Raw genomic sequence first — 24,057 nt, 5'->3', positions numbered from 1 at the left:
ACACACATACTTCACAGATGGTTATTGCCGTAGTGTTTCTCAATGGTCAAGCTATCTTGAATCAGGCGCGCAATGCACACCCGCCCGGTTATTTATTTATATTCTAGAAAAGTTGCCCTATCCTCCCCGACAGGATAACCCGTTCTATATCTCCACAGCGACGACTTCTGGTGGCAACTTATGACTGATCCCTCTCCCTGGGTGCTCCGCTTTGCCCCCTGCATCAGGAAAGACTCAACCGTTCTCGATCTGGCTTGTGGATCTGGGCGACACGCCCGTCTCTTCCTGATGAACGGGCATTATATTACAGCTCTGGACAAGAACACAGAAAACCTCGCTGATATCAAAGATTTTCCGGGGGTCGAGGTTATCAAAACAGATCTGGAAGACGGCTCCCCCTTCCCCCTCGCGGGAAGAAAATTTGGCGGTGTTATTGTTACCAATTACCTGCACCGCCCCCTGCTTCCTCTGCTTTCGGACCTGCTCGAGCCTGAAGGCATCCTCATCTATGAAACCTTTATGCAGGGTAATGAGAAATTCGGACGCCCAAACAATCCCGACTTTCTTCTGCGCTCACAAGAACTGCTCGAAAGCTTCCGGAATGACCTGATTATCAAGGCATATGAAGAAGAAGTCCTCAGCAGCCCCAAACCGGCAGTTGTCCAGAGAATTTGTGCTGTTATGCCTCAAACATAAAAAAAGTCATCGGGCTTTAGGCGCAATGACTTTTTCGAAATATATCCGCTTTCTCAAACCAAAAGTCAGATAGAAAACGCCCGGTCATGCTCGATAGAAGGAACCATGGCGCGCGCCTGGGCAACCCGGGCAAGATCAATATCTGCGACAATCACCCCAGGTGCCTCTCCGGCATCCGCGAGGATCTCGCCCCAGGGAGCAATGATAAGCGAATGACCATAGGTCTCGCGTCCCTCGGCATGAACACCACACTGTGCTGCTGCAATGACAAAACAGCCGTTTTCAATTGCACGGGCTCTTAAAAGTGTATGCCAATGGGCAGCCCCGGTAAATTTGGTAAAGGCAGCCGGAGCCGTCAGGACAGAGGCCCCTGCTTTGGCCTGTGCCCGAAACAGATAGGGAAAGCGCAGGTCATAACAGATTGCCATGCCCAGCTTGCCCCAGGGTAGATCGGCCATTCCAGCCTGTTCTCCTGGCCGGAAGGTTGCTGATTCCCGATAGGTCTGTCCGTCAGGAATATCCACATCAAACATATGGATTTTCTCATAACGGCCTTTAATCGCCCCTGTCGGGTCGAATAAATACGCCCGGTTGGCTGCACGCTTTTCTTCTGTTCCGACAATCAGGGAACCAATATGCAGCCAGATACCCAGCTCTTTCGCCAGAGCAGAAAAAGCTTTGACTGCAGGATGTTTTTCTTCCGGCAAAGCTTTGGCAAGCAGGCGTTTTTTGTCCGGCTCCATCATGGTGGTACATTCAGGTGTCTGAACATACTCCGCGCCTTGAGCATGAGCCTCGCGAATCAACACGCTGGCCTGTACCAGGGAAACTTCGTCCTCACGATCCGCGGTCAACTGAACACAAGCTGCTCGAAAATTACTCATGATGCTTTTCGCGTTTCCAGTTTGACATCAAGGCCGCCCGCACTTTCCAGTGCCATCAGGTCATCACAGCCGCCGATGTGCTCGCCGTTGATAAAGATCTGCGGAACCGAAGTACGTCCGCCAGCCCGCTCGACCATTTCCGGCTTGCGCCGGGGTTCCATCATGACATCGATTTCCTCAAAGCTGATGCCCTTGTTCTGAAGCAGCTTCTTGGCGCGCACACAATAGGGGCACAACATGCTCGTATAGATCACAACTTCAGCCATCAGGGCAGTCCTCTTTCAATATCATCTGGTTCCGTTGTCAGACGGAGTGTCTTTCTTTGAGAATATGTAGAGCCTGCAGCGTAAAAGTACAGAGGCAATCACGGTTTTTTTATAGGAACACGGCTCAGCCTTCCCGCAAAACCCGGGCGAGTACAAGCGCACAGACAGATCCAGCTCCTTCTTTCCGCAGTATTCGGCTACAGGCATCCACCGTTGCACCTGTCGTATAAACATCGTCAATTAAAAGGATATTTTTTCCGTCAAGATTTATCTTTCTCACAGGGTTCACCTCAAAAGCCCCTGCAACATTTCTCCAGCGACCACTGCTCGACAGCTGCCCCTGCGAAACAGTATTTTTCCGGCGCAACAATAAATCAGGAACAAAAACCTTGTTATGCTGCCGGGCAAGTACTTTTGCCAGCAAAGCCGACTGGTTATAGCGACGAGACAAGAGACGCCGAGGATGCAGCGGCACTGGAACCAGAACATCTGCACTGTTCCAGAATTCTCGACCGGCCCCGGACATCCAGCGGGCAAAAATCTCGGTCAGGTGGGTCCTGTCCGCATGTTTGTAGCCGATAATCATATCCTTGCTGCAGGCATCATAGGAAAGAGCAGCGCGGCAGCGATCAAAAGCCTTGGGACGACCACTGCAAGCTCCACATAACGCATCTTTGCCAAGGGACAGTTCAAAAGGATAGCCACAGCAGAGGCAACAGGGATCCCCCAGAAACGTCAGTTTCCCCCAGCAATCAGCACAGACACCCTGACTTTGCTGCACAACTTCTCCGCAGCTGCCACAGACTGGTGGCAGCAGATAGTCAACAAGGTTGTGCCAGATTCCCGCAAGTACCAAAATAGCTCTCCGGTCAGATTATCCCCTAAACGCTAGCGGAATTTTTCTTTTTCTGAAAGCCACCTCCTTCTCCCGGTAATAGAAGAGCGGGAAAAAGAACCATCATGACAACAGACTGCGCCTCCGGGGAGTCTTGTGATCGAAGAACAGACAACAGGGGATGGTCATCGAAGAGCAATCTGTTATAACCAGCCAAAGGACTGGCACCACAGTGTTCTGTCTCTAATCAAGTAACTTTGGAACAGCCCCGTGACTGCTGATATCTATATTTTTGATCGAAAATCTGTTGACCTTCATCGCCACCGAGCATCCGGAAAACTGGAAAATCATGATTTCCTTCTGCAGGAAGTTGCCGATCGCCTTGGTGACAGGCTTCTGGATATCACCCGCAAGTTTCCCAAAGCTCTCGACCTTGGATCACAACATGAACTGCTCGCGCAGGTTCTCGGCGTGCGTGGAGGCATCGAGGATTTTACGGCTCTGGAGTACAGCGGCAGCAAAGTCACTTCAGATGAAACAAACCTGATCCATGAAGAACTCCTCCCTGTTGAGTCCAACAGCTTTGATCTCGTCATCAGTAATCTTTGTCTGCATTGGGTAAACGATCTTCCCGGGACTTTTGTCCAGATTAACAGATGCCTTAAACCCGACGGGCTTTTTCTCGCCGCCATGATCGGCGGAGAAAGTCTGAAGGAACTGCGCAGCGCCCTGATGGAAGCAGAAATGGAAATCGAGGGAGGCGTGAGTCCGCGTGTTTCTCCCCTTATCGATGTACGGGATGCAGGTGCCCTGTTGCAGCGGGCAGGCTTTGCCCTGCCGGTTGCTGACTTCGATCGCATAGAAGTCAGTTACGCTTCGGCTTTTGATCTGATGAAAGAACTGCGCGGGATGGGAGAGACCAATGCCGTTCACAATCGCCGGAAAAGTTTCACCCGCAGAGAGACTCTTTTGAGAGCTGCCGAAATATATCAGGAAAAATTTCTGGATGACGAGGGTCGGATACTGGTTACCTTTGATATTATTTATCTGGCAGGCTGGGCCCCACACGACTCTCAGCAAAAACCACTCCGCCCGGGAAGTGCCTCAGCCAGCCTCGCTGACTTTCTGACTCCCGTCGAAAAAGAGTAAAGCTGTTTCAGACAGTCTCGCCGCTCAAAGCAAAAATTCCGTCAGACGAATCACCGGGATAGGTCGAGGCATTCTTGAAATATATCAGGATAAAAACCCGGATCGCAGTCGTGAAAGATGCACCGTCTCTGGCTTCGTCGACAAGTGTACAGATCTCACCCAGAGGACGATTTTCACGCACGCAGATTTCGAACAAGGCTTCCCACATCTCCGGTTCCATCCGGACCGACGTCCGGCGTCCTTCAAGAGATACGTTTTTGTTCACCAGTGTAGACATCTATTCTCCGCTTTCCAGATTATCAGATCGGAAAGCCCCCCCTTGTTTGAGCGCCCCACAGGTGTGGGTTTAACGCAACCTGTAATTTATTTTTCGGGAATTTTACAGTAAATCGCGCAGTAATGCTACAAGGGGTTCATCAGCAGCAGGCATCGGATAATCCCGGAGCCGGACCGGGCGCACCCAGGTCACCTGTTGACCTTCCTGCGGTACCACCTGCCCCTGCCAGATTCGACAGACAAACAGCGGCATAAGCAGATGAAAGTCATCATAACCATGAGAGGCAAAAGCGATCGGCGCAAGGCAACTCGATCTGGTATCAATTCCCAGCTCTTCCTTTAACTCTCGCACCAGCGCCTGTTCCGGCGTTTCCCCCGGATCAACCTTGCCCCCTGGAAATTCCCACAGCCCGGCCATGGACTTTCCTTCCGGACGCTGAGCAAGCAAAACCCGTCCATCCGCATCAATCAAAGCCGCCGCTGCCACCAATACAATCGGTTTCGCATTTGTCTGCCGGGCTTCCGCGGCCCAGCAGCCCATTTCATCCTGCTGAATGGTCATAGAACCGCCTCAGCTACGGTAATCAGCATTGATATCGATATAGCCATGGGTCAGATCACAGGTCCAGACCGTCGCGCTTCCCGATCCGACACCAACATCTACGGCAATCTCGATCTCCTGCCCTTTCATATGAGCAGCGACAGGTGTCTCGTCAAATCCCTCAACTCTTTGACCATCCCGGGCAATGGTCACACCACCCATGGCGATGGAAAGCTTGTCCCGGTCAGCCCGCTCGCCGGACTTGCCAACCGCAGCAACCACACGCCCCCAGTTTGCATCCTCACCGGCAATTGCGGTTTTCACCAAAGGGGAGTTTGCAATGGTCAAACCAATCCGCCGTGCTGCCAGATCACTTTCGGCCCCAGTGACAGCAACAGTAACGAATTTGGTTGCCCCCTCGCCATCACGCACGATCTGGTGCGCCAGATCCTGTAACAGATCATTCAAGGCAGAAACAAAATCGGCCAGTTCCGGTGCATCCGCATTCAGATAAAGCTCGTTGCCAACTTTACCGGTCGCGCAAAACAGCAAGGTGTCACTGGTAGAGGTATCACTGTCTACAGTAATAGCGTTAAACGACTGGTCTGCTCCCCTTGAGACAAGGGTCTGCAACACAGCGGCAGGAATAGCAGCATCTGTGGCAACGAAGCTCAACATCGTCGCCATGTCAGGAGCAATCATTCCGGACCCTTTGGCAATACCGTTGATGGTAACGGTCTTGCCGTCAATTGTGGCTGAACGCACCGCGCCCTTGGCAAAGGTATCTGTCGTCATAATTGCCCGGGCTGCAGCTTCCCAGGCATCGCCGTCCAGATCAGCCTTGAGTGCAGCAAGAGCAGAGGTAATGCGCTGATCAGGCAAAGGCTCGCCAATCACCCCTGTAGAGGCCACAAAAATTTCCTCGGGACGACATCCCAGTTCTGCTGCCGTTGCCTCGACGGTCCGAGCTACAGACTCCTCGCCAACACGTCCGGTAAAAGCATTCGAATTGCCTGAATTGACGATTACAGCCCTGGCCTGCCCGGATCGCAGGTGCTTTTTGCAGCAGTCAATTGCTGCTGAACAAGTGAGAGAACGGGTAAGAACACCGCCGATCGTGGTGCCTTCGTCAAAGACCATCATCAGGACATCAGTCCGACCGGGATACTTGATGCCACAAGCACGGGTAGCAAGTCGAACCCCGTCAACAACAGGCATAACCGGAAAAGCGGCAGGTGCCAGCGGTGATAATTTAAGTCCCATGAAACCATCCTCACATTGAACAAAAGGTTGGGCAAAAAAAAGCCCGGGAATTACCCGGGCTTTTTTCTTTATTCGCTTACAGGCGCTTCGGGGTCTGCCGGAGCTTCCTCGCCAACGGGTGCTTCCTCGCTAACAGGCGCTTCTTCGACATCAACCGGGGCGCTCTCTTCAGCTTCAGCTCCGATAATCTCGATCTCTACCCCACTTTTGAGGTTCGAGACAATAGTCTCGTAAGCTTTTTGTGAAAGTTCCGAACGCAGTTGTCCGTCAAGCTGTTCAGCTGTTGGCTGCTCGGAATCACGCTCGGCCTCAACTTTGATCACATGCCAGCCAAACTGGGTCTGAACCGGAGTTGTGCTGTGTTCCCCGGGCTTCATTGTAAAAGCGGCTTCAGCAAAAGGACCAACCATCTGCTCTTTGCGGAAGAAGCCCAGATCGCCGCCTGTCGGACCACTTGGGCCCGTGGATTTTTGCGTTGCAAGCTCGGCAAAATCAGCACCTTCATCCAGTTCCTTGATCAGGCCTTTTGCTGTTTCCTCGTCTTCAACCAGAATATGACGGGCGGAAACTTCCCGGACAGGCGGGTTGGCAACAAGGTAGTCCTGATAGGCCTGTGCAACTGCTTCATCAGAGACTTCTTCCTTAAGAGCACGATCCAGATAGGTCTGAACCAGAACCCGTTCCTTGACCTCGGACAAACGTTTTAGAACCTCGGGATCACGCGCAAGGTTGGAAGCCGCGGCTTCTTTTGTAATCAGTTTAAGATCAATCACCTGGTCCAGAAGTTCAGGCAGAATCATCTCGATCTGGGCCTGGGGAATGTTCGGGATGCTTTCGGCAAACTTGAGAACTTCAGAACGACGGATTTCCATCTCGCCAACCCGTGCCATCAAGGGATCATCAGCCGAGACCGTTTCCGCAGGAGTTCCTGAGAACATTGAGGACCAGCTGTCGCCGTGAACGCCGTATGAATAACCGGCATAAGCCGCACCGAGCAATGCTACGCCACCAATGATTGGGAACAATATCTGTTTCGCAGACATCTTGGAAAGAACTCCTTGTGATTTATACAGGACGATTGATACGGGTGCTGGCCAGCCTGTGGACCAGTCCCAAATTTCGGTCAGCAGCTAATATCAGCACTGTGACCAGATAAAGGCAAATTACATTAAATTATCTACTGCGAGGGGAAAACAGAAATATCGGCATCTTTTCGAAGATCCCTCACCATTTTCTTAATCAGGTCCCGACTGACTTGTCCACGAATCTCATCTTTCAAATCTTCAAATGCCGGTTGCTGAACGTCTCGCTTTTCTTCAATCCGGATCACATGCCAGCCAAATTCCGTGGCAACAGGGGAGCGGGTAAACTCGCCCGTATTCAGCCCGAAAGCAGCCGTCGCGAATTCCGGGTCCATATCTTTATGGCGGAACCAGCCAAGATCCCCTCCCTTTTCTGCAGAGGGTCCACGAGAGAATTTTTTCGCCAGAAGGGGAAAGTCCGCACCGTTATCCAGTGCAATAATCAGGGCAAGCGCTTCATTCCGACTTTCCACCAGGATATGGCTCGCTCTGATTTCGGCATTGGTGACATTCTCCTGCAACAGCTCGGTATAGCGCTGTTTCAACATCTCCTCGGTGATAAGCTCTTCAAACTTACGATCCAGAAAAGCATCCCGAATAATGCGGTCTTCTGCCTGTTTCAGGCGACGCTGAACGGCATCGTCATCATCGACATCCTCATCCCGTCCAGCCTGGGAGAGAAGTTTCAGATCAATAGCCCTGTCGATCAGAACAGGGAGCATCGCCTCCAGTTGCCCCTGATATTGTTCCGGCAATTTTCGCGCATCCTGGATAATATCATCCCAATAAATCTCGTCGCCCTCGACAATAGCAACGACAGGGCTTTCTTTCGACAGGCGTGCAAGTTCTGCCTCAATATTGCTTTTTTGCTTTGTCACTTCCGGTTTGGATTGGGGGGAATTTTGCAACTCAGTCGCCCCGGCAGTCCCGGTAGCCCCCACAGTCTTGTTAAAACCCGGAGGAGGTACCAAGCCCTCACTTGTCTTCTCGGTCACCGCATCGGGTGTTCCCAGTTTTTCCTGCACAATCGGCGCAGAAGGCACAACAGTTGAGGGGGCAAGCGTGGAATTTCCAGACGTGGCTGGTACAGCCTCAGGCAGTGGCTGGGAAGTCTCGGGAGGAGAATTGTTATCCAGAGCAGGCGCTTGTTCATTCTTGTCTTCAACAGGAACTTGAGCGGGAGTATCCTCAGGTAAAACAGCAGGATCCTCCTTCTTTTCGCTTCCTTCTTCCTCGTCACCGAAAAGAAATTTCAGCAAATTTCCTCCGGACTTTTGCTGATCTATCTGCCACTGCTCTTTTTTTTCAAGTTCGGCAAAGGCAGGCTGCAGAACGGACAAGGAAGAGACAATGGCCGTGACCATTAACAGCTTGTGACGACGAGACAAAGCAACAGCTCCGAATGAGGCGTGAACGAAAAGTTTCCCCTTACTACACCAAAGTCCCTACAACCAAAAGCAACTATCTTGATCAGTTTTCCACTTCCTGATCCCCCAGTCGCTCTTACAGGCAGAAGGCAACGGGTAAAACCAGCTTCACATTGACATCAAGGAACGTGAAGCCTATGTCTCATTCTGACTTTTACTATCCAATTCTCGAACTGCGTTATCTCGCAAGGGGTTCTCTATGCTCGGCGCGCTTGTGAAGCGGCTGTTTGGTACTGCCAACGACCGTTATCTAAAAGGCCTTAACACAATTGTTCAGTCCATCAATGAATTCGAGCCAACGCTTGAAGCCCTCTCGGACGATGATCTGAAAGCCCAGACGGGCAAGCTGCGGGACAGACTGCAGCAGGGGGAAAACCTGGATAGCGTTCTGCCGGAAGCCTTTGCAACCGTCCGGGAAGCTTCGCGGAGAACTCTGGGCCTGCGGCATTTTGACGTGCAGATGATGGGTGGCGTTGTCCTGCATCGGGGTATGATCAGCGAGATGGCGACCGGGGAAGGTAAAACCCTTGTTGCGACACTGCCGGTATATCTCAACGCGATTGAGGGCAAAGGAGTTCACGTTGTTACCGTGAACGATTATCTGGCCAAGCGTGACGCAGAGTGGATGGGCGAGATTTATCGTTTTCTTGGCATGACTGTCGGCTGTGTCCATCCCGGTCTGGACGAAGACCAGCGCCGGGCGGCTTATGCCTGCGACATCACCTATGCGACCAACAATGAACTGGGTTTTGATTATCTGCGCGATAACATGAAGTTTCAGATTGAACAGATGGTTCAGCGTAACTTCAACTATGCAATCGTCGATGAAGTTGACTCGATCCTGATTGATGAAGCCAGAACCCCGTTGATTATTTCCGGACCCGCAGAAGATTCGTCTGAGAGCTATCTCACAATTGACAAATTCATCCCGCTGCTCGGCGAAGAGCACTATGAAGTCGATGAGAAATCCCGCTCTGTCACGCTCACAGATGAAGGCGTTGAATTCGTCGAAGAAAAGCTGAATGAAGCCGGCGTGATGAAAGGCGCTCTCTACGAAATCGAGAACGTCAGCTCCCTGCACCATATTAATCAGGCTTTGCGTGCCCACAAACTTTTCCAGCGCGACAAGGATTACATCGTCAAAGACAACAAAGTTGTCATCATTGACGAGTTCACCGGACGCATGATGGAAGGTCGCCGTTTCTCGGAAGGTCTGCACCAGGCCCTTGAAGCCAAGGAAGGTGCCTATGTTCAACAGGAAAACCAGACGCTTGCGTCCATTACTTTCCAGAACTATTTCCGCCTTTATCCCAAGCTGGCCGGGATGACAGGGACGGCGATGACCGAGGCCGAGGAGTTTTCCTCGATCTATAATCTTGATGTCATTTCCATGACAACCAATCTGCCCTGTATCCGTATTGACCACGATGACGAGGTTTACCGGACAGAACGCGAGCGCGACAACGCGATCATCCAGCAGATCAAGGAATGTTACGAACGAAAACAGCCGACACTGGTTGGAACCGTCTCGATTGAAAAATCCGAATATCTGGCAGAGCTGCTGAAAAAAGAAAAAATTCCGCACAAGGTTCTGAACGCCAGATACCACGAGCAGGAAGCTATGATCATTGCCCAGGCGGGCTCCCCCGGCGCAGTCACAATTGCCACCAACATGGCCGGACGCGGAACCGACATCAAGCTCGGCGGTAACGAAGAAATGCGTATCGAGCAGGAAACTGCCGGTATCGAAGATGAGGCCAAGCGCCAGGCAAAGGTCGAAGAGATCATTGCCGAGGTTGCGCAAAACAAGACGCTGGTCAAGGAAGCTGGCGGTCTTTTCATGATCGGTAGTGAACGCCATGAAAGCCGCCGGATTGACAATCAGCTCCGTGGCCGTTCAGGCCGCCAGTCAGACCCGGGCGCTTCCAAGTTCTTCCTCAGCCTTCAGGATGACCTGATGCGCATCTTTGGTTCAGACCGCATGGACTCCATGCTGCAGAAACTCGGCCTGGAAGATGGCGAAGCGATTATCCATCCCTGGGTCAACAAGGCCCTGGAAAAAGCCCAGAAAAAAGTTGAAGCACGGAACTTCGAGATACGTAAAAATCTGCTCAAGTTCGACGATGTGATGAACGACCAGCGCAAGGTCATTTACGAACAGCGCAAGGAAGTGATGTCTGCCGCTGACGTCAAGGACACTGTCAGTGCCATGCGTCACGAAGTGCTTGAGGACCTTGTCACCCGTTGCATTCCAGCTAAAGCCTACGCAGAACAGTGGGAAGTCAAGAGCCTGCATGAAGAGTGCATGCGCCTGGTTGCCATGGACCTGCCGGTAAAAGACTGGGTTGAGGAAGACGGCATTGCCGATCAGGAAATCCTGCAGCGGATTTTACAGGCTAGTGATCAGAAAATGGCGGCAAAAACGGCCAACTATGGGCCAGAAGTCATGCGGTCTCTGGAAAAGCAGATCCTGCTGATGGTGCTCGACAAACAGTGGAAAGATCACCTTCTCTCCCTTGATCACCTCAAGCAGGCTGTTGGCTTGCGGGCCTATGGACAGCGCAACCCGCTGGATGAATACAAACGTGAAGCATTCGAGATGTTTGAAGCCATGCTTGATGCCGTCAGGGATGAGCTGACAATGCTGATTCACCGCTTTGAACTCCAGAAACCGAACGAAGCTGAAGTTCCACGCAAGCAACAGGTGATGCATGAATCCCGGCCAACCCCGGACAGCATTTCCAGAGCCCAGTCACAGGCTCAGGCCAACGCGACCAAGGAAATTGATCCAGCAGATCCTTCGACCTGGGGAAAAATCAGCCGGAACTCTCTCTGCCCCTGTGGATCAGGCCAGAAATACAAACACTGCCACGGCAAGTTGAGCTAAGTCAGCTCAATCTTTCCGGGTTTAAGGACAGGACGGCATTTGCCGTCCTTTTCTTTTTTTATATATAAATCAAGAAGAACGCTTTAGATCGCTCGACCTGCCCAAAGTGATCGCTTGTTTTACTTTATCCAGAGGCCTAGCGTACTTGATAAGGCTGATGGAGAGAAAACTTGTGTACAATCGGGGCGATCAGATTTTCGACAACTGAATATCTCCTGTTCAAGAACAAGGATTTCAGCCGGAGTCACTACGACGACAAGATCCTTCATGATCAGCATCTCTGGGGAGCTGCCGGACTAGAGACCTTCTCGGAAGATCCCTCTGTCACAGATATTCATTCCGGTTTGTCTGTCGGGGCAAATAAATTTGGCCTCTTCGTCGCCGATGCCCATGTCCAGAACACAGGCTCTGAAAACAGTAACTATGACATCCTTGTAGAGGTCGCTCTCAATGAAGGACGAGATATCTCTTCCGCTGTTATTGCAATGGAAAAGTACGTCGCAAGAAAGCCGAGCTGGTGGGGGAATATTGTTTTGGCTGATTCCAATGGCCTTGCCGTTGCCGAAGTACGTCACAACCAGCTGAGAACAGTAACCGGAAAAGAGTCCGTAATAAGAACAAATCACCAGCATCTTCACGGCGCTGAAAACGGGCTCGAGAATAATCAAAGCAACAGCCTTGGCCGTTATCTCTGGGCTGGGCAACGCCTTTCGGCGGCAAAAAACCTGCAAGACATCAAAACCATGCTAGCGTCTCATGACGGCACAACAACAGCTGGACGGGAAAGCGGTATCTGTAACCACAGCTACAGCCAGACAATCAATTCTTACATTATCCACGCCAAAGCAGGAGAGATAAGCCTTCACAGCCTTGTTGGCCCTCCCTGTCAGTCCGCAGGACAATATCGCTCAACACCCTTATTTCAATAACAAGAGAAGCAGGTTTCAGAACCTGCCATCATAAGCTTCCCGGTCAATATGTGCCGCAATCAGGGTAAAGCGATCACCAGTGAAAGCCCCTTCCAGCGCAGCGGCCATCTCGGCACGATTACGTGCATCAATACCCACGCCCCCCATTGCACGGGCCAGGGCAGCAAAATCAGTCCCACCGAAATCAACCGCGAGATTGTCCCGCCCACTGCCCCGCTGTTTGAGCTCGATCAGGGCAAGCGAGGCATCGACAAACACCACGACAACGACAGGCAGTTTCAAATCGCGGAGCGTTGAAAGTTCGCCAAGGATCATCTCCAGCCCCGCATCTCCGGTAAAAGCCACCACAGGCAAATCGGGCGACGCCACCTTGGCGCCCATTGCCAGGGGAAGCGCACAGCCCATGGTACAAAGCCCGCTGGACTGGATCAGGGTATGCGGTTCGCGACAAACCCACTGCTGGCTTTGCAGTATCCTGTGAGCACCCGAATCAACAGAGGCAATTCCGTGATCTGGCAAAGCCTTACGCACTTCATCCACAATTGCCGCAGGTCCCCACTCTTCTGTGGTTGGAAAAGCCTTGACCAGAGCATCCTTTGCCCGCGCAAATTCCCCCTCTGGCCAACCAGCCTCGCTGCGGGACAGGCCCTGATCAAGTACGGCCAAAGCCGGGGCCAGTGAGCCAACAAAAGTATGACTGGCCCGATGCATCCCATGCAGGTTTGGCTCAAGGATGAATTCAGCAACAAACTGTTCCCCCGGTTGCCAGACGTCCTGCCAGCCATGCCGCATTTCAATCGGGTCGTAACCGATCAGCAGCAGACAATCACTCTGGGACAAAAGGGGAAGAACTTCCTTGTCCGCTTTGGGTGACAAACCCGCCCCGCCAAGACTGAGCGGGTGATCATCCGGCACAACGCCCTTGGCTTTGTAGGTCGCAACCGAAGGAATTCCATGTTTTAGCAAAAAGGCTCGAACTTCTGCCGCGCAGCCTTCGCTGAGGATCTCCAGTCCCAGCACTGCGAGCGGACGTTTGGCTGTCGCGAGCCGATCCCGGATTTCGGTCAGGGCTGAACTTACAGCCGGAACAGAGGGCAGATAGGCAGGTTGCCACAGCTTCTCAGCAATCTTTTGTACCTTGGCCGCCAGTGAAATCGGTACGTCAATATGAACGGGGCCAGGACGACCCGACATTGCCAGAGACAGCGCCCTGTCGACGATCCGGTCCACCGCGCCATCAACCAGGGTAAAGCTGCCTTTTACAACGGGCTCCAGCGCTTTCACATGATCAAAGACCTGATGTGTATAACTTGCGATATCAATATCATCGACCCTTCCGGTCAGGAAGACCAGCGGCACCCGATCCTGGTAGGCGTTGGCGATAACGTTAAAGGCATTGGCCATTCCCGGTCCCAGTGTTGCAAACAACACGCCCGGCGCACCCGTGCGATGGTAACAGCCTTCCGCCATAAAGCCTGCACCGTTTTCATGTTTGGTCAGGACGATCTCGACACCCGCCTGATCCAGCGCATGCATCACACTGAGAACTTCCCCACCAGGAATACCAAAGGCGTGACGGCACCCCGCATCATAAAGACGGCGAGCAAGAATATCAGCGGAAGTAAGGCTCATAATGCAGCTTTCAATAACAGGACGGGATAAAACGATATCTGCAGCAGTCGGATGCAGACACAAGCAGTTCCAGTATCAGAGCTCAAGCCCTGTGGCGAGATGGAAATCGCACCATCCATCCCGCTATAGAAGCAACCACTGTCAGTCAGGAGAATAGGACAGATACCCATCCCTTGTCTGGGGAAATTTGCGGCCAAGCAGTTCGGAAGCGATCACATTCCTGAGAACCTGTGCCGTTCCACCCCCGATGGTGAACATACGGGCATCACGGACCATCCGCTCTACCGGGTTACGTCTGGAATAACCCGCCGCACCATGCATCTGTAATGCGTTGTTCGTCACATTCACAGCCATTTCCGACGTAAAGAGCTTAGCCTGGGCCGCCTTAACTTTATCCGGGAATCCCTCCCCGGCCACGGCTTCATTGATCAAAGCCCGCGCGGCAGAAATCTGGACGGACATATCCGCCAGCATCCACTGTAACCCCTGGAACTCACAGATCGGACGGCCAAACTGCTCGCGTTGTTGTGAAAAAACCAGCGCCTGCTCATAAGCCCCTGCCGCCAGCCCAAGAGCAACCGCAGCCGCACCGACCCGCTGGCCATTATAGGCTGCCATCAGATCAGCAAAACCTTTGCGCAAACCTGAGGGCGGCTGCAACATCATCTCTGCCGGAACAACCAGATCCTTAAAATAGATTTCTGTCTCGGGAATTCCGCGCAAGCCCATCGTTGGTTCACGCCGCCCAACCGAGAGACCTTCCGCACCCGGTTCACNACGCACCACCAGAAAGCCTGCGATCCCCTGGGGTTCATCATTTTCATAAACCCTGGCAAAGATCAGGTGCAGGCGGGACATCCCGCCCCCGGTTATCCAGTGTTTCTTGCCATTGATAACATAGCCGTCTCCGACCCTGTCCGCACGGGTCGTCATTTCCGTAGCAGCGGATCCACTCTCGGGTTCTGTAATGCAGATAGCAGGCTTGTCGCCAGATAACACCAGTTCTGCTGCCAGCCTCTTCTGCCTTTCACTGCCATAGGCCATGACAGCACCAACAGCTCCCATGTTGGCCTCGACAGTGATACGCCCGCTCACGCCACAAGCCTTGGTAATCTCTTCGACCACCACAACAGCTTCCCTATAACCGTAGCCCCCACCACCATACATCTTGGGAATGGTCATCCCCATAAAACCTGCATCCCGGAGGGCAAAACAGTTTTCCCAAGGATAAATCTCGGTTGTATCGATGGAGGCAGCACGCGGAGCCAGCACTTCTTCTGCCAGGGATCGTGCTCGTTGACGCAGCTCTTCCAACTCTGTCGGGCTTGAAGCAACGGTTTTCTGGTTTGTCCTAACCTCCGGCTTGATATCCGGAGTAACGACAGATTTCCCCACCTTAACACCGGGTAAAGTTTTAGTGTCCGAATCAGCAAGCATACGAGAACTCCTGCATGTCTGGTACATGTCAGGTGAGCGATCTCCTTATCCCTCGGGAAAGACCCGCTTACCTTCCTTTTTCTACTGTCCAGTATCCTTCACTTGCTTTCTTCAAATCAAACGAATTAATATTACATGTTTCTTCAATAATTTTGATGTTATTTGGAATCATCATGGGTATCCGTCATCTCAGGACCTTGCTGGCTATTGCAGAAACCGGCAGTTTTCAAGCCGCAGCCGAGCGTCTGGGACTAACGCATTCTGCAGTCAGCATGCAGATGAAAGCCTTTGAAGAAGAACTGCAATCCCAGCTTTTTGATCGCAGCCGTCGCCCGCCCGACCTCAGTCAGGCAGGCAAACGTCTTCTGCCAAAAGCGCGGGAGATTCTTGCACTGTACGAAAGCCTGTCAGAAGCCGGTTCCCGGGAAGAGGATCTCTCCGGCCTGCTCAGACTAGGAGCCATTCCCAGTGCAACGGCTTCTTTCCTGCCCGAAGCACTGGCACAGTTGGGGCAGCGTCACCCCCGGCTGCAGATCCGTCTGGAAAGCGGTCTGAGTACCGAGCTGACCAGAGAATTGCTCAACGGCAAGCTGGACTGCATTATCATCACCCAGGCCCAACGATTGGATGAAGCCCTGAAGGCCACTGTCCTGCGCCGGGAAAGGCTGGTTGTTGTTGCCCGCAACACAGAAGAGAACCAAAAGGTCTCTGAGGGAGAAGATGGCGATATTGATCTGCTCAACCACCTGCCCTTTGTCCGCTTCAATCATCTGACCGGGGTCGGCAGGGTAATCGAGCAAAACCTGCGCAGTCGGGGAGCCAATCTGAGAGAAGTGATGGAACTTGATTCCCTCGATGCCATCCAGCGGATGGTGGCAAAGGGGCTGGGTGCTGCCATCATTCCAGAAAGCGGGCTGGATTCTGGCAGTGACCTGCTGGCTGTTCCCTTTGGCAAACCTGTCGCAACCCGGACAGTTTCTCTGGTTGAAAAGCATCGTGGCCAACGGCCTGATCTGACCCAGGCATTGACACAGACTCTGTTGACCCTTCTCGGCAGCCCGGAACTCCCGATAAATGGCTCCATCCGATATCCGTAACCGGACCTAGGATCAGGGCCAATTGGCCCTATGCTGGATTTGTTATGAATAGCTCACAATCCAGTCGCTCAAAACCAGAATATTTGCCAGATAGAAAATTGCCCGCGCAGGAGCCCCCAATGCCCGCCCACCAAACCCTTCAGACCAAAGCCAGTGTCTGCCCCCTTGATTGCCCTGATACCTGCAGCCTGTCCGTGCTCACTGATGGCCTGGAAATCAAGGAAGTACGAGGTTCCCATGCCAACCCCTACACTGCGGGCGCAATTTGCAAAAAAGTTTCGAGCTATTACCCGGACTTTATCCACGGTTCCCGCCGACTGCGTACACCGCTATTACGCACGGGTCCCCGCGGTTCTTTCCAGTACCAACAGATCAGCTGGGCGGAAGCACTTGACCGAGTTCATACAGGTCTGAAGCAGGCGATTGAAAAGCATGGCCCGGAATCGGTTTTACCTTTTAACTATGCTGGTCCACATGGACAACTGGCAGGCGGCTCGATGGATTTCCGTTTTTTTCATAAACTCGGAGCCACCCAACTCGATCGCGGGCCTCTCTGCGGTGCCGTAAGAGGCATGGCCTATACCAGCCTTTTTGGCAACGCACCGGGCATGGAGCCAGAACAGGCCACCAAATCAGATCTGGTAATTGTAGCCAGCAATAACGTAACCGTCTCCAACCTGCATCTTGCCCGGGTGATCAAGTCTGCCCGCCGTAATGGCGCCAAACTTATCGTGATTGACCCCAAAAAGGTCAAGATTGCGGAACAGGCAGATCTCTATATTCAGATAAAACCCGGTACCGATGTCGTCCTTTTCCTGGCGTTGGCTGCCGAACTGGAACGCAGAAATGCCCTCGCGCTTGATTTTCTTCAACAATGGACCACGGGTGCAGAGCAGTACCTGAAGTCTGCCCGGCAATACTCGCTGGCAGATGCGGCAAGAATCTGTGCGATACCTCTGGAAGAGATCGAGCTATTCCTCGGCTACTATGCCAAAGCAAAAAATGTGGCACTGTCCTTTGGCAACGGGGCAGAGCGCGGCCATAGTGGTGGCTCTTCAATCCGTGCTGCTATGGCGCTCCAGGTACTCAGTGGCAATATCGGCCGCCCCGGCGCCGGGGTAATCGCCAAGCAAGGCCTTTCTTTTCCCGGCACAGGAAACAAACTTCGTCGGCCGGATCTTGCCCCTGAAGGGACCCGGATGCTGAATATTGTGGATGTAGCAAAACACATTCTCGACGACAGCCTCAGCCCCCCGATCAAGGCCCTGTTCATCTATAACCACAATCCTCTTTGCACCCACCCGGATCAAAACCGGATGCGCCGTGCCCTGGAACGCGAAGATCTCTTTATTGTCGGCTGTGATCTGGAAATGAATGACAGCATGGCCTATGCCGATGTTATCCTGCCCGCAGCCAGTCACTTTGAATGTCCGGATATCTATGCCGCTTACGGACAGACCCATCTGCAAAGAGCAGAAGCCGTTATCCCCCCAGTCGGCGAAGCTTTGCCCAACACGGAAATTTTCCGCAGGCTAGCTGCAAAATTTGGTTTTGATGACCCGCTTTTCAAAACCGATGATCTCGGCCTGATGGATGACGCCTATGACCCCGAAGACCCCCGCATGCAGGGGATTCGCCCTAGCCAGATCCCTCTTGAACGCTCTCTGGCGATGACCTCTGCAAATGACCGGGAACTGGTGATGTGCAAGAATGTTTTTCCGGCGACAACTTCGGGGAAAATTGAATTTTTCTCTGAGGAACTTGAATGTAAATTCGGCTACGGCCTGCCCCGCTATGAAGCGGTTCCATCGCGCTATCCCTATAACCTGATCACGCCCTCCTCCAACAAAAGGACCAACAGCACCTTTGGCGGGCATTCCGAATCAAGTGGCCCTGAAGAACTCGAAATTCATCCCGATGATGCAATAAAATATCAGATCAATAGCGGCGATACTGTCCGGATTTCTAACGAACTCGGCAAAGTCACCCTCGTGGCTTCTGTAAGTGACAAAGTCAAACCCGGCGTTTTCTACTCTCCAAAGGGAACCTGGCTGGCAACAAGCTCTACAGGGCAGACCGTCAATGCCCTGATTACCTCGGAACTGAAAGCCGATATTATGGAGGGGGCCTGCTACAACGACACCTTTGTCGATATCACCCGGCTATAGGGTAAAACCCAAACCGCAAAAAGGGCAGCGTTAACGCTGCCCTTTTTGATATCATCCGGAACGAAGCTGGCCTAAAGCCCCTTCTGCCCCATCTCAAGAAATTTGTCCCGTCGCTTTTGACGCAACTCGGCACCATTGAGTTTCAGCAGTTCTTTGAGATGACGCTCAATGCTATCGCCCAGCGCCTTGATACAGGTTTGCTTGGCGCGATGGGCGCCACCCAGAGGTTCTGGAATAATTTCGTCGATCACTTCCAGCTTTTCAAGATCCTGAGCAGTAAGCTTCAAAGCCTCTGCTGCTTCCTTGGCCTGGTCGCCGGAACGCCAGAGAATGGATGCACAGCCTTCCGGAGAAATTACCGAATAAATGGAATGCTCCAGCATCAGCACGGCGTTAGCAGTCGCTAGTGCAATAGCCCCACCAGAGCCACCTTCGCCAATCACAGCAGAAATCAGCGGTACCTTGATGCCAAGGCATTTCTCGATGCTGCGGGCAATCGCTTCTGACTGACCACGTTCTTCAGCACCCACACCGGGATAGGCCCCCGCCGTGTCCACAAGCGTGATAACCGGCAGATTGAAACGATCTGCCATGTCCATCAAACGCTGGGCTTTACGATAGCCTTCCGGGCGGGCCATGCCAAAGTTGTGTTTGACCCGGCTGTGCATGTCAGCACCTTTTTCCTGGCCGATCACAACAACGGAATGGCCACGAAAGCGTCCCAGTCCCCCAATAATCGCATAGTCTTCAGCAAAGTTCCGATCACCCGCCAGAGGCGTAAAATCTTCTATAAGCTGACTGATATAATCTTTGCAATGGGGACGGTCCGGATGCCGCGCAACCTGGGTTTTTTGCCAGGAACTCAGTTTCGCATAGGTCTGGCGCAACAGCTTGTCAGCCTTTGCTTCCAGCTTGGAAACTTCATCCGCAATATTAACATCGCTACTCTGGTCATCAAGATGCCTGAGGCCTTCGATTTTACCAGCGAGTTCAGCGATAGGTTTTTCAAAGTCAAGAAAGTTCTGCATGAAGCGTTGTCTATCACAAAGTGAAATTCAGTCAATATATATAGTGTGACAGCTCTAGCTGTGAAAGGCCAGATTCACGTCAGACAGCAGTTTGATCCAAAATGGAAAAAGGCGGTGGTTTTTGTGAAAACCACCGCCTTTTTCCCGTGGTTACCTTAACAACACTTAGCCTTCAGCTGCAGCGATAGCGGCTGCCTTATCAACCATAACAGTCGCCTGGCGGATCGAGGCAATGTCAATCAGGCGTCCGTCGAGTGAAACAGCTCCCTTGCCTTCACGCTGGGCCTGCTCCATCGCGGCCAGAATACGCTTGGCCCGGGTAATTTCTGCTTCCGAGGGACCATTCACCTCGTTTGCCATATCAATCTGGCTTGGGTGGATCGCCCACTTTCCTTCGCAGCCAAGAATAGCCGAACGATAGGCCTGTGCCTTGAAGCCTTCAGGGTCAGAGAAATCACCAAAAGGGCCATCAATCGGACGCAATCCATTTGCACGGGCAGCAACTACCATCCGGGCCACAGCATAGTGCCACATGTCACCCCAGTGGAAATCTCGCGGATTGTCACCATCCACATCAGTCAACACACCATACATCGGGTTTGGTCCGCCAATACCCGTGGTTCGGGCCTTGGTATAGGCGGCGTAGTCAGCCACTCCGAAATGCAAGCTTTCGTTCCGTTTGGAAGCAGCAGCAATTTCGTGAATATTCTGCATCCCCAGTGCGGTCTCGATAATCATCTCAAAACCGATCCGCTTTTTACGCCCCTTTGCCGCTTCAATCTGGGTGCACAGCATATCGATGGCATAGATATCAGAAGCTGTGCCTACTTTTGGAATCATGATTAGATCAAGACGCTCGCCCGCCTGCTCAAGGACGTCCACCACATCGCGGTACATATAATGCGTGTCCAGACCGTTGATCCGAACGGAAAGGGTTTTCCTGCCCCAGTCAATATCGTTGATCGCCTCAATCACATTCTTGCGGGCCTGTTCCTTGTCATCGGGCGCTACCGCATCTTCAAGGTCCAGAAAAACCACATCGGCATTGGAAGCCGCAGCTTTCTCAAAAAGAGCCGGGTTGCTGCCGGGAACAGCCAGTTCACTACGGTTAAGGCGAGGTGTTGCTTCTTCAGGAATGGTAAAACTCATGGGACGCTCCTTGTTCTTTGTTTTTTTGGCGTCAGATCCAGGCCTGAAATATGGTCGAACGCCATTTTATTTACAGGAATCTCCCGATGCTCTGACCGCAATGACAAGGGCAACAGGAGGAAATTCCCTTTATTGTGCTATGCAGCATAAACTCTGTCCCGAGTCCGTCGATCTGTCAACTCTCCTCTCCCGCAAGCTGCGTTCAAGGTATCGTGACGCGGTTTCACATATTCCCGACAAGACCCGGGACATCCCAGAAACGACCAGGATACAAAAAATCAGGAAGGCTTATTCAGCTTGGACGACAAGGGGTGATGGTCCTGCACAAGACGTTGCAACCGCTCTTGCAATACGTGAGTGTAGATCTGGGTTGTCGAGATATCGGAATGCCCCAGCATCTTCTGGACTGATCGCAGATCAGCACCATTGTCCAGTAGGTGCGTTGCAAAAGCATGACGCAAAACGTGGGGAGATATTTTTGCAGGGTCAACGCTGCTGGCCACCGCCAGATCTTTCAACAGTTGCCCCACACGGTGACGGGTCAGGTACCCGCTGGCGCCGCGGGAAGGGAAAAGCCAGCCCGGATCATTACCTGGTTGTGCCTCTTTTGGAGAAAGAAAAGCAGGTCTGAGTAACAGATATTCCTCCAGCGCCTCACGGGCCGCAGCACTGAGAGGCACCAGCCGCTCCTTGTTGCCCTTCCCCCGAACAGTCAGGATACGGGGATCGCGCTGGGTCTGGGAAATTTTAAGCGACACCAGTTCGCTGACCCGCATGCCCGTTGCATAGAGCAACTCGACCAACGCCAGCAAGCGTAGGGCCTCTTTCCCCTGTCCAGCCCGGGCCTTGACAAGAAGAGCATCCACATCTGCAACAGAAAGAATTTTGGGCAGAGCCTTGGTCGTTCTCGGCGCATCAATACCCGCAACAGGATTATCAGCGCGAAGGCCTTCCCCCATCAAAAACAGAAAATATTGTTTAAGACAGGACAGATGCCGGGCCTGGGTTCTGGCTGACAATCCTTCCAGAAGCAGGTCTTCAAGATAGTCCCGGATCAGATCGGGCTGACAACTGTCAGGCGCGTCTCCCTTGCTGCGCAGGAAATCACTGAAACGCTCCAGATCCCGGCCATAGGCTTGCAGTGTGTTGAGGCTGGCGCCGCGCTCAGCAGCCATCATTTCCAGAAAGCTATCTGTTCTTGCAGAAGCTCCCATCACACAACAGTCCCCGCTGCCACGAGCTAGATACCGCTCAGCGCTGCAGCTTCAATTGCCAGAGCCCGGGCATCATCAGGCAACCCCACAGAATAAAGGGCCTCGACAACATTCCCCAGTGCCAGACTGTGGGTGTCCCCCGGGCCTTCCTCGCCAAGAATAATCAGGCTCAGCAAGACGACTTCTGCCAAACGATTTCCGTTTTGCGCGTCTTTCAGGGCATAGAGCAGAGCAGCAGAAGGTGCGAGTCCTGGCGTAGAGAGTTCCAGCGAGGCCAGCTCGCCCCAACTCAGTCGCGTATCCTCCCCCAGTCCCTGCATACAGCTGCGCAGCAGTACCAGTTGCTGGTTGAGGACTTCTGGTCCTGTCCCGCCCTGAGCCGACGCCCAGCCTTTTAAAGTTCCATAACGATCCCCGCCTTCCAGGCCTGAAAGCCGGGCATAAGGCCAAAGACCGGTCAGGCTTGCAGCAGCCGTTGGTTCACTCAACATATACTGACGCGCCAGAAGTAACCATTCATCACCCCGGGGGCGGTTTCCAGCAACGTAAAGCGTCTTGCCTGCAGGAAGAGCAAACCAGGCCAGATCAGCAGAAGGAGGAATTTCCCCGACCAAGGGAGCAATAACGCGCGACATGAGCAGGCCCAAACCATCTTTTTCAGCATGATCAAGGGCTGCCTTGATAATCTCGGCCCGCGCTGCCGGAACAGTTTGCAACTGTGCGGCCTGAAGGAAAAGCGCACGCGCTTGGGTGCCTTCGCGGATCAGTTCAGACGAAACAACACTGTCCAGCTCCGAAACTGGAAATTCGTAGGCACTGTATAGATTGACAAGTTGTTCAGCTGTCATCTCGCCGTTCATGGTTGCAGCTTCTGCTGCAGCAACACGACGATCAGCAGGATAGCGTTGAGAGCCTGCAAGGGCCAGGCGGACTCCCGGATCTAGAAAAGCATCAAGTTCAGCTGGCAAAAGAGATTTCGACAGCTCGGACATCGCCCAGTGAAGCGGCTGAACTGTTCCAGAGCTTTTACCACTGAACTTGGTTTCTACGCCCGCTCCAGCCAAAGCAAGCTCCCGAAACAACGGATCTTCCGCAGTGCCTGTTTCCCTCAGCAAGTCGATCCCGAGCAAGGCCTGATCTGTTGCCCCCCGAAACAGATGACAGAACACCATCGCCCGGGTCCAGTAACTGTCCTGGCCATTCCCGGCCATTCCCTGAATCACCTGGCAGGCTTCGTCATGCTTTCCGACCATAAGCAGACTGTCTGTCCGGATTTTAGCCTGGGTTTCATTGTCAGAACGCGCAGGAACTCTTTGCAGGAGATTATCCAGATCTGCATAGGCCCCCATGGCAGCCAGCTTCTCCAGTCTGAGTGCAAGCAGCCCTTCTTCGCTTTTCAATGGCCTGTCATCCAGAGGACGCCCGGCACTTGAAAGCAACAGTCTTCTTGCCAGAGAGTGTCCGGTTCGTGAAGAATACTGCGCTGGCATATTGGAAATCAGGGCATAAACATCCTGAAGCGAGCTTTGCCGCCACATGTCATAGCCAAACCCGCCCTGCCCGAGATCAAGCGTCCCGACTGTATCAAAATCAAGCCCGCCCAGGCTGTCAATCTGCACCCCGCCTGAAGTAATCGCCTGACTGGGGATTAACTCTTCCAGAGTTGGCTGTGGCGCCGTTGGTTGCGTCAAGGGAACCAGCGATGTTGGCTGCTCACCAAGGAGCTGGGTTTGCGCAAAAGCAACGCTTCCCAAGCCCAGCCCGGAAAGCAGAACCGAACCTAAAAGCAACGACTTTGTGGGGGCTTTACACATATTATTTTACAAGCTGTTCATTGGGTATGACCTTTTCCACCGGTGCTGATGGTGCCGGGATATCCCAGGTCAAAAGAAAAATTCCTCCTGCGAGCAAAGCTCCGAGCAGAAGGATTAACAAAAACAGGCCAATTTTATTCATGGAGCGTTAAAATCACTCTATACTGTGTGGATACGATAACGTTTTATACTCTCCAGACCTAACACGAGAGTATGGCGAGATTGGGACAGTCTAGAACCATCCCCCCCGATCTGTAAACAGTCAGATATCTCTATTGCTTCT

The 24,057-nt window shown here is 52.8% G+C and carries 20 protein-coding genes; 6 read left to right on the top strand and 14 right to left on the bottom strand.

What is annotated here, in order from left to right:
- Window positions 1-180: 180 nt before the first annotated feature.
- Window positions 181-696: a class I SAM-dependent methyltransferase gene (locus tag B152_RS0114805; RefSeq protein WP_020593217.1), complete on the top strand. Its 516-nt coding sequence runs from the start codon at window positions 181-183 to the stop codon at window positions 694-696.
- Between the two features lie 65 nt (window positions 697-761).
- On the opposite strand, the gene B152_RS0114800 is transcribed toward B152_RS0114805, so the two are convergent.
- The 3 genes from B152_RS0114800 to B152_RS0114790 all read right to left on the bottom strand — a co-directional run bounded on the left by B152_RS0114800 (window position 762) and on the right by B152_RS0114790 (window position 2,702).
- Window positions 762-1,580, bottom strand: a complete 819-nt coding sequence (locus tag B152_RS0114800; RefSeq protein WP_020593216.1) for a carbon-nitrogen hydrolase family protein — start codon at window positions 1,578-1,580, stop codon at window positions 762-764.
- The gene (gene grxC / locus B152_RS0114795) at window positions 1,577-1,846 is read right to left on the bottom strand and encodes a glutaredoxin 3 (protein WP_020593215.1); all 270 of its coding nucleotides are present in this window, start codon (window positions 1,844-1,846) and stop codon (window positions 1,577-1,579) included. The genes B152_RS0114800 and grxC overlap by 4 nt, the downstream gene beginning before the upstream one ends.
- Before the next feature lie 124 nt (window positions 1,847-1,970).
- Window positions 1,971-2,702: a ComF family protein gene (locus B152_RS0114790; RefSeq protein ID WP_020593214.1), complete on the bottom strand. Its 732-nt coding sequence runs from the start codon at window positions 2,700-2,702 to the stop codon at window positions 1,971-1,973.
- A gap of 249 nt (window positions 2,703-2,951) precedes the next feature.
- Between B152_RS0114790 and B152_RS0114785 the strand changes: the two genes are divergently transcribed.
- Window positions 2,952-3,830 (top strand): methyltransferase domain-containing protein, encoded by an 879-nt coding sequence (locus B152_RS0114785; protein WP_020593213.1) that lies wholly within the window; start codon window positions 2,952-2,954, stop codon window positions 3,828-3,830.
- A gap of 7 nt (window positions 3,831-3,837) precedes the next feature.
- Here the strand turns inward: B152_RS0114785 and B152_RS23930 are convergent, their stop codons facing one another.
- The 5 genes from B152_RS23930 to B152_RS0114760 form a co-directional block, all read right to left on the bottom strand.
- Window positions 3,838-4,107: a ribbon-helix-helix domain-containing protein gene (locus B152_RS23930; RefSeq protein ID WP_020593212.1), complete on the bottom strand. Its 270-nt coding sequence runs from the start codon at window positions 4,105-4,107 to the stop codon at window positions 3,838-3,840.
- Between the two features lie 102 nt (window positions 4,108-4,209).
- Window positions 4,210-4,647, bottom strand: coding sequence for an 8-oxo-dGTP diphosphatase MutT (mutT, locus tag B152_RS0114775; RefSeq protein ID WP_051083068.1), 438 nt, complete (start codon window positions 4,645-4,647; stop codon window positions 4,210-4,212).
- Between the two features lie 30 nt (window positions 4,648-4,677).
- Window positions 4,678-5,910: a bifunctional glutamate N-acetyltransferase/amino-acid acetyltransferase ArgJ gene (argJ, locus tag B152_RS0114770; protein ID WP_020593210.1), complete on the bottom strand. Its 1,233-nt coding sequence runs from the start codon at window positions 5,908-5,910 to the stop codon at window positions 4,678-4,680.
- Between the two features lie 68 nt (window positions 5,911-5,978).
- Window positions 5,979-6,953 (bottom strand): peptidylprolyl isomerase, encoded by a 975-nt coding sequence (locus B152_RS23925; RefSeq protein WP_020593209.1) that lies wholly within the window; start codon window positions 6,951-6,953, stop codon window positions 5,979-5,981.
- Between the two features lie 134 nt (window positions 6,954-7,087).
- Window positions 7,088-8,380, bottom strand: a complete 1,293-nt coding sequence (locus B152_RS0114760; protein WP_157231097.1) for a peptidylprolyl isomerase — start codon at window positions 8,378-8,380, stop codon at window positions 7,088-7,090.
- Between the two features lie 238 nt (window positions 8,381-8,618).
- On the opposite strand from B152_RS0114760, the gene secA reads away from it, so the two are divergent.
- Window positions 8,619-11,306: a preprotein translocase subunit SecA gene (gene secA / locus B152_RS0114755; RefSeq protein WP_020593207.1), complete on the top strand. Its 2,688-nt coding sequence runs from the start codon at window positions 8,619-8,621 to the stop codon at window positions 11,304-11,306.
- Between the two features lie 170 nt (window positions 11,307-11,476).
- Complete coding sequence (locus B152_RS0114750) at window positions 11,477-12,235, top strand: carcinine hydrolase/isopenicillin-N N-acyltransferase family protein (protein WP_020593206.1); 759 nt, start codon at window positions 11,477-11,479, stop codon at window positions 12,233-12,235.
- Window positions 12,236-12,250: 15 nt separating this feature from the next.
- Here B152_RS0114750 and B152_RS0114745 read toward each other — a convergent pair whose 3' ends face one another.
- Both B152_RS0114745 and acdA read right to left on the bottom strand, forming a co-directional pair.
- Complete coding sequence (locus tag B152_RS0114745; protein WP_026261583.1) at window positions 12,251-13,867, bottom strand: thiamine pyrophosphate-binding protein; 1,617 nt, start codon at window positions 13,865-13,867, stop codon at window positions 12,251-12,253.
- Between the two features lie 141 nt (window positions 13,868-14,008).
- Window positions 14,009-15,304, bottom strand: a complete 1,296-nt coding sequence (gene acdA / locus B152_RS0114740; protein ID WP_020593204.1) for a 3-sulfinopropanoyl-CoA desulfinase — start codon at window positions 15,302-15,304, stop codon at window positions 14,009-14,011.
- 173 nt (window positions 15,305-15,477) lie between these two features.
- On the opposite strand from acdA, the gene B152_RS23920 reads away from it, so the two are divergent.
- Window positions 15,478-16,401 (top strand): LysR family transcriptional regulator, encoded by a 924-nt coding sequence (locus B152_RS23920; protein ID WP_020593203.1) that lies wholly within the window; start codon window positions 15,478-15,480, stop codon window positions 16,399-16,401.
- Window positions 16,402-16,520: 119 nt separating this feature from the next.
- Window positions 16,521-18,569, top strand: coding sequence for a molybdopterin-containing oxidoreductase family protein (locus B152_RS0114730; protein ID WP_020593202.1), 2,049 nt, complete (start codon window positions 16,521-16,523; stop codon window positions 18,567-18,569).
- Window positions 18,570-18,640: 71 nt separating this feature from the next.
- Here the strand turns inward: B152_RS0114730 and B152_RS0114725 are convergent, their stop codons facing one another.
- The 4 genes from B152_RS0114725 to B152_RS0114710 all read right to left on the bottom strand — a co-directional run bounded on the left by B152_RS0114725 (window position 18,641) and on the right by B152_RS0114710 (window position 23,774).
- Entirely contained in the window at window positions 18,641-19,597 is a 957-nt protein-coding gene (locus B152_RS0114725) for an acetyl-CoA carboxylase carboxyltransferase subunit alpha (RefSeq protein ID WP_020593201.1), read from the bottom strand.
- 165 nt (window positions 19,598-19,762) lie between these two features.
- Window positions 19,763-20,746, bottom strand: coding sequence for an HpcH/HpaI aldolase/citrate lyase family protein (locus B152_RS0114720; RefSeq protein ID WP_020593200.1), 984 nt, complete (start codon window positions 20,744-20,746; stop codon window positions 19,763-19,765).
- A 278-nt stretch (window positions 20,747-21,024) separates the two neighbouring features.
- Window positions 21,025-21,960 carry a site-specific tyrosine recombinase XerD gene (locus B152_RS0114715; RefSeq protein ID WP_020593199.1) on the bottom strand — a complete coding sequence of 312 codons (936 nt, stop codon included), beginning with the start codon at window positions 21,958-21,960 and terminating at the stop codon, window positions 21,025-21,027.
- Window positions 21,961-21,986: 26 nt separating this feature from the next.
- Window positions 21,987-23,774 (bottom strand): hypothetical protein, encoded by a 1,788-nt coding sequence (locus tag B152_RS0114710; RefSeq protein WP_020593198.1) that lies wholly within the window; start codon window positions 23,772-23,774, stop codon window positions 21,987-21,989.
- Window positions 23,775-24,057 lie beyond the last annotated feature (283 nt).

It is taken from the genome of Kiloniella laminariae DSM 19542 (genome assembly GCF_000374005.1).
GTDB lineage: Bacteria > Pseudomonadota > Alphaproteobacteria > Kiloniellales > Kiloniellaceae > Kiloniella > Kiloniella laminariae.
The sequence above is the reverse complement of the archived record's forward strand: the minus strand, read 5'-3'. Positions and strand labels throughout refer to the sequence as shown.

Coding starts and splice junctions, on each gene's coding strand:
- B152_RS0114805 (WP_020593217.1), top strand. CDS start 181: ATGACTGATCCCTCTCCCTGGGTGCTCCGCTTTGCCCCCTGCATCAGG.
- B152_RS0114800 (WP_020593216.1), bottom strand. CDS start 1,580: ATGAGTAATTTTCGAGCAGCTTGTGTTCAGTTGACCGCGGATCGTGAG.
- grxC (WP_020593215.1), bottom strand. CDS start 1,846: ATGGCTGAAGTTGTGATCTATACGAGCATGTTGTGCCCCTATTGTGTG.
- B152_RS23930 (WP_020593212.1), bottom strand. CDS start 4,107: ATGTCTACACTGGTGAACAAAAACGTATCTCTTGAAGGACGCCGGACG.
- mutT (WP_051083068.1), bottom strand. CDS start 4,647: ATGGGCTGCTGGGCCGCGGAAGCCCGGCAGACAAATGCGAAACCGATT.
- argJ (WP_020593210.1), bottom strand. CDS start 5,910: ATGGGACTTAAATTATCACCGCTGGCACCTGCCGCTTTTCCGGTTATG.
- B152_RS23925 (WP_020593209.1), bottom strand. CDS start 6,953: ATGTCTGCGAAACAGATATTGTTCCCAATCATTGGTGGCGTAGCATTG.
- secA (WP_020593207.1), top strand. CDS start 8,619: ATGCTCGGCGCGCTTGTGAAGCGGCTGTTTGGTACTGCCAACGACCGT.
- B152_RS0114745 (WP_026261583.1), bottom strand. CDS start 13,867: ATGAGCCTTACTTCCGCTGATATTCTTGCTCGCCGTCTTTATGATGCG.
- B152_RS23920 (WP_020593203.1), top strand. CDS start 15,478: ATGGGTATCCGTCATCTCAGGACCTTGCTGGCTATTGCAGAAACCGGC.
- B152_RS0114730 (WP_020593202.1), top strand. CDS start 16,521: ATGCCCGCCCACCAAACCCTTCAGACCAAAGCCAGTGTCTGCCCCCTT.
- B152_RS0114725 (WP_020593201.1), bottom strand. CDS start 19,597: ATGCAGAACTTTCTTGACTTTGAAAAACCTATCGCTGAACTCGCTGGT.
- B152_RS0114720 (WP_020593200.1), bottom strand. CDS start 20,746: ATGAGTTTTACCATTCCTGAAGAAGCAACACCTCGCCTTAACCGTAGT.
- B152_RS0114715 (WP_020593199.1), bottom strand. CDS start 21,960: ATGGGAGCTTCTGCAAGAACAGATAGCTTTCTGGAAATGATGGCTGCT.
- B152_RS0114710 (WP_020593198.1), bottom strand. CDS start 23,774: ATGTGTAAAGCCCCCACAAAGTCGTTGCTTTTAGGTTCGGTTCTGCTT.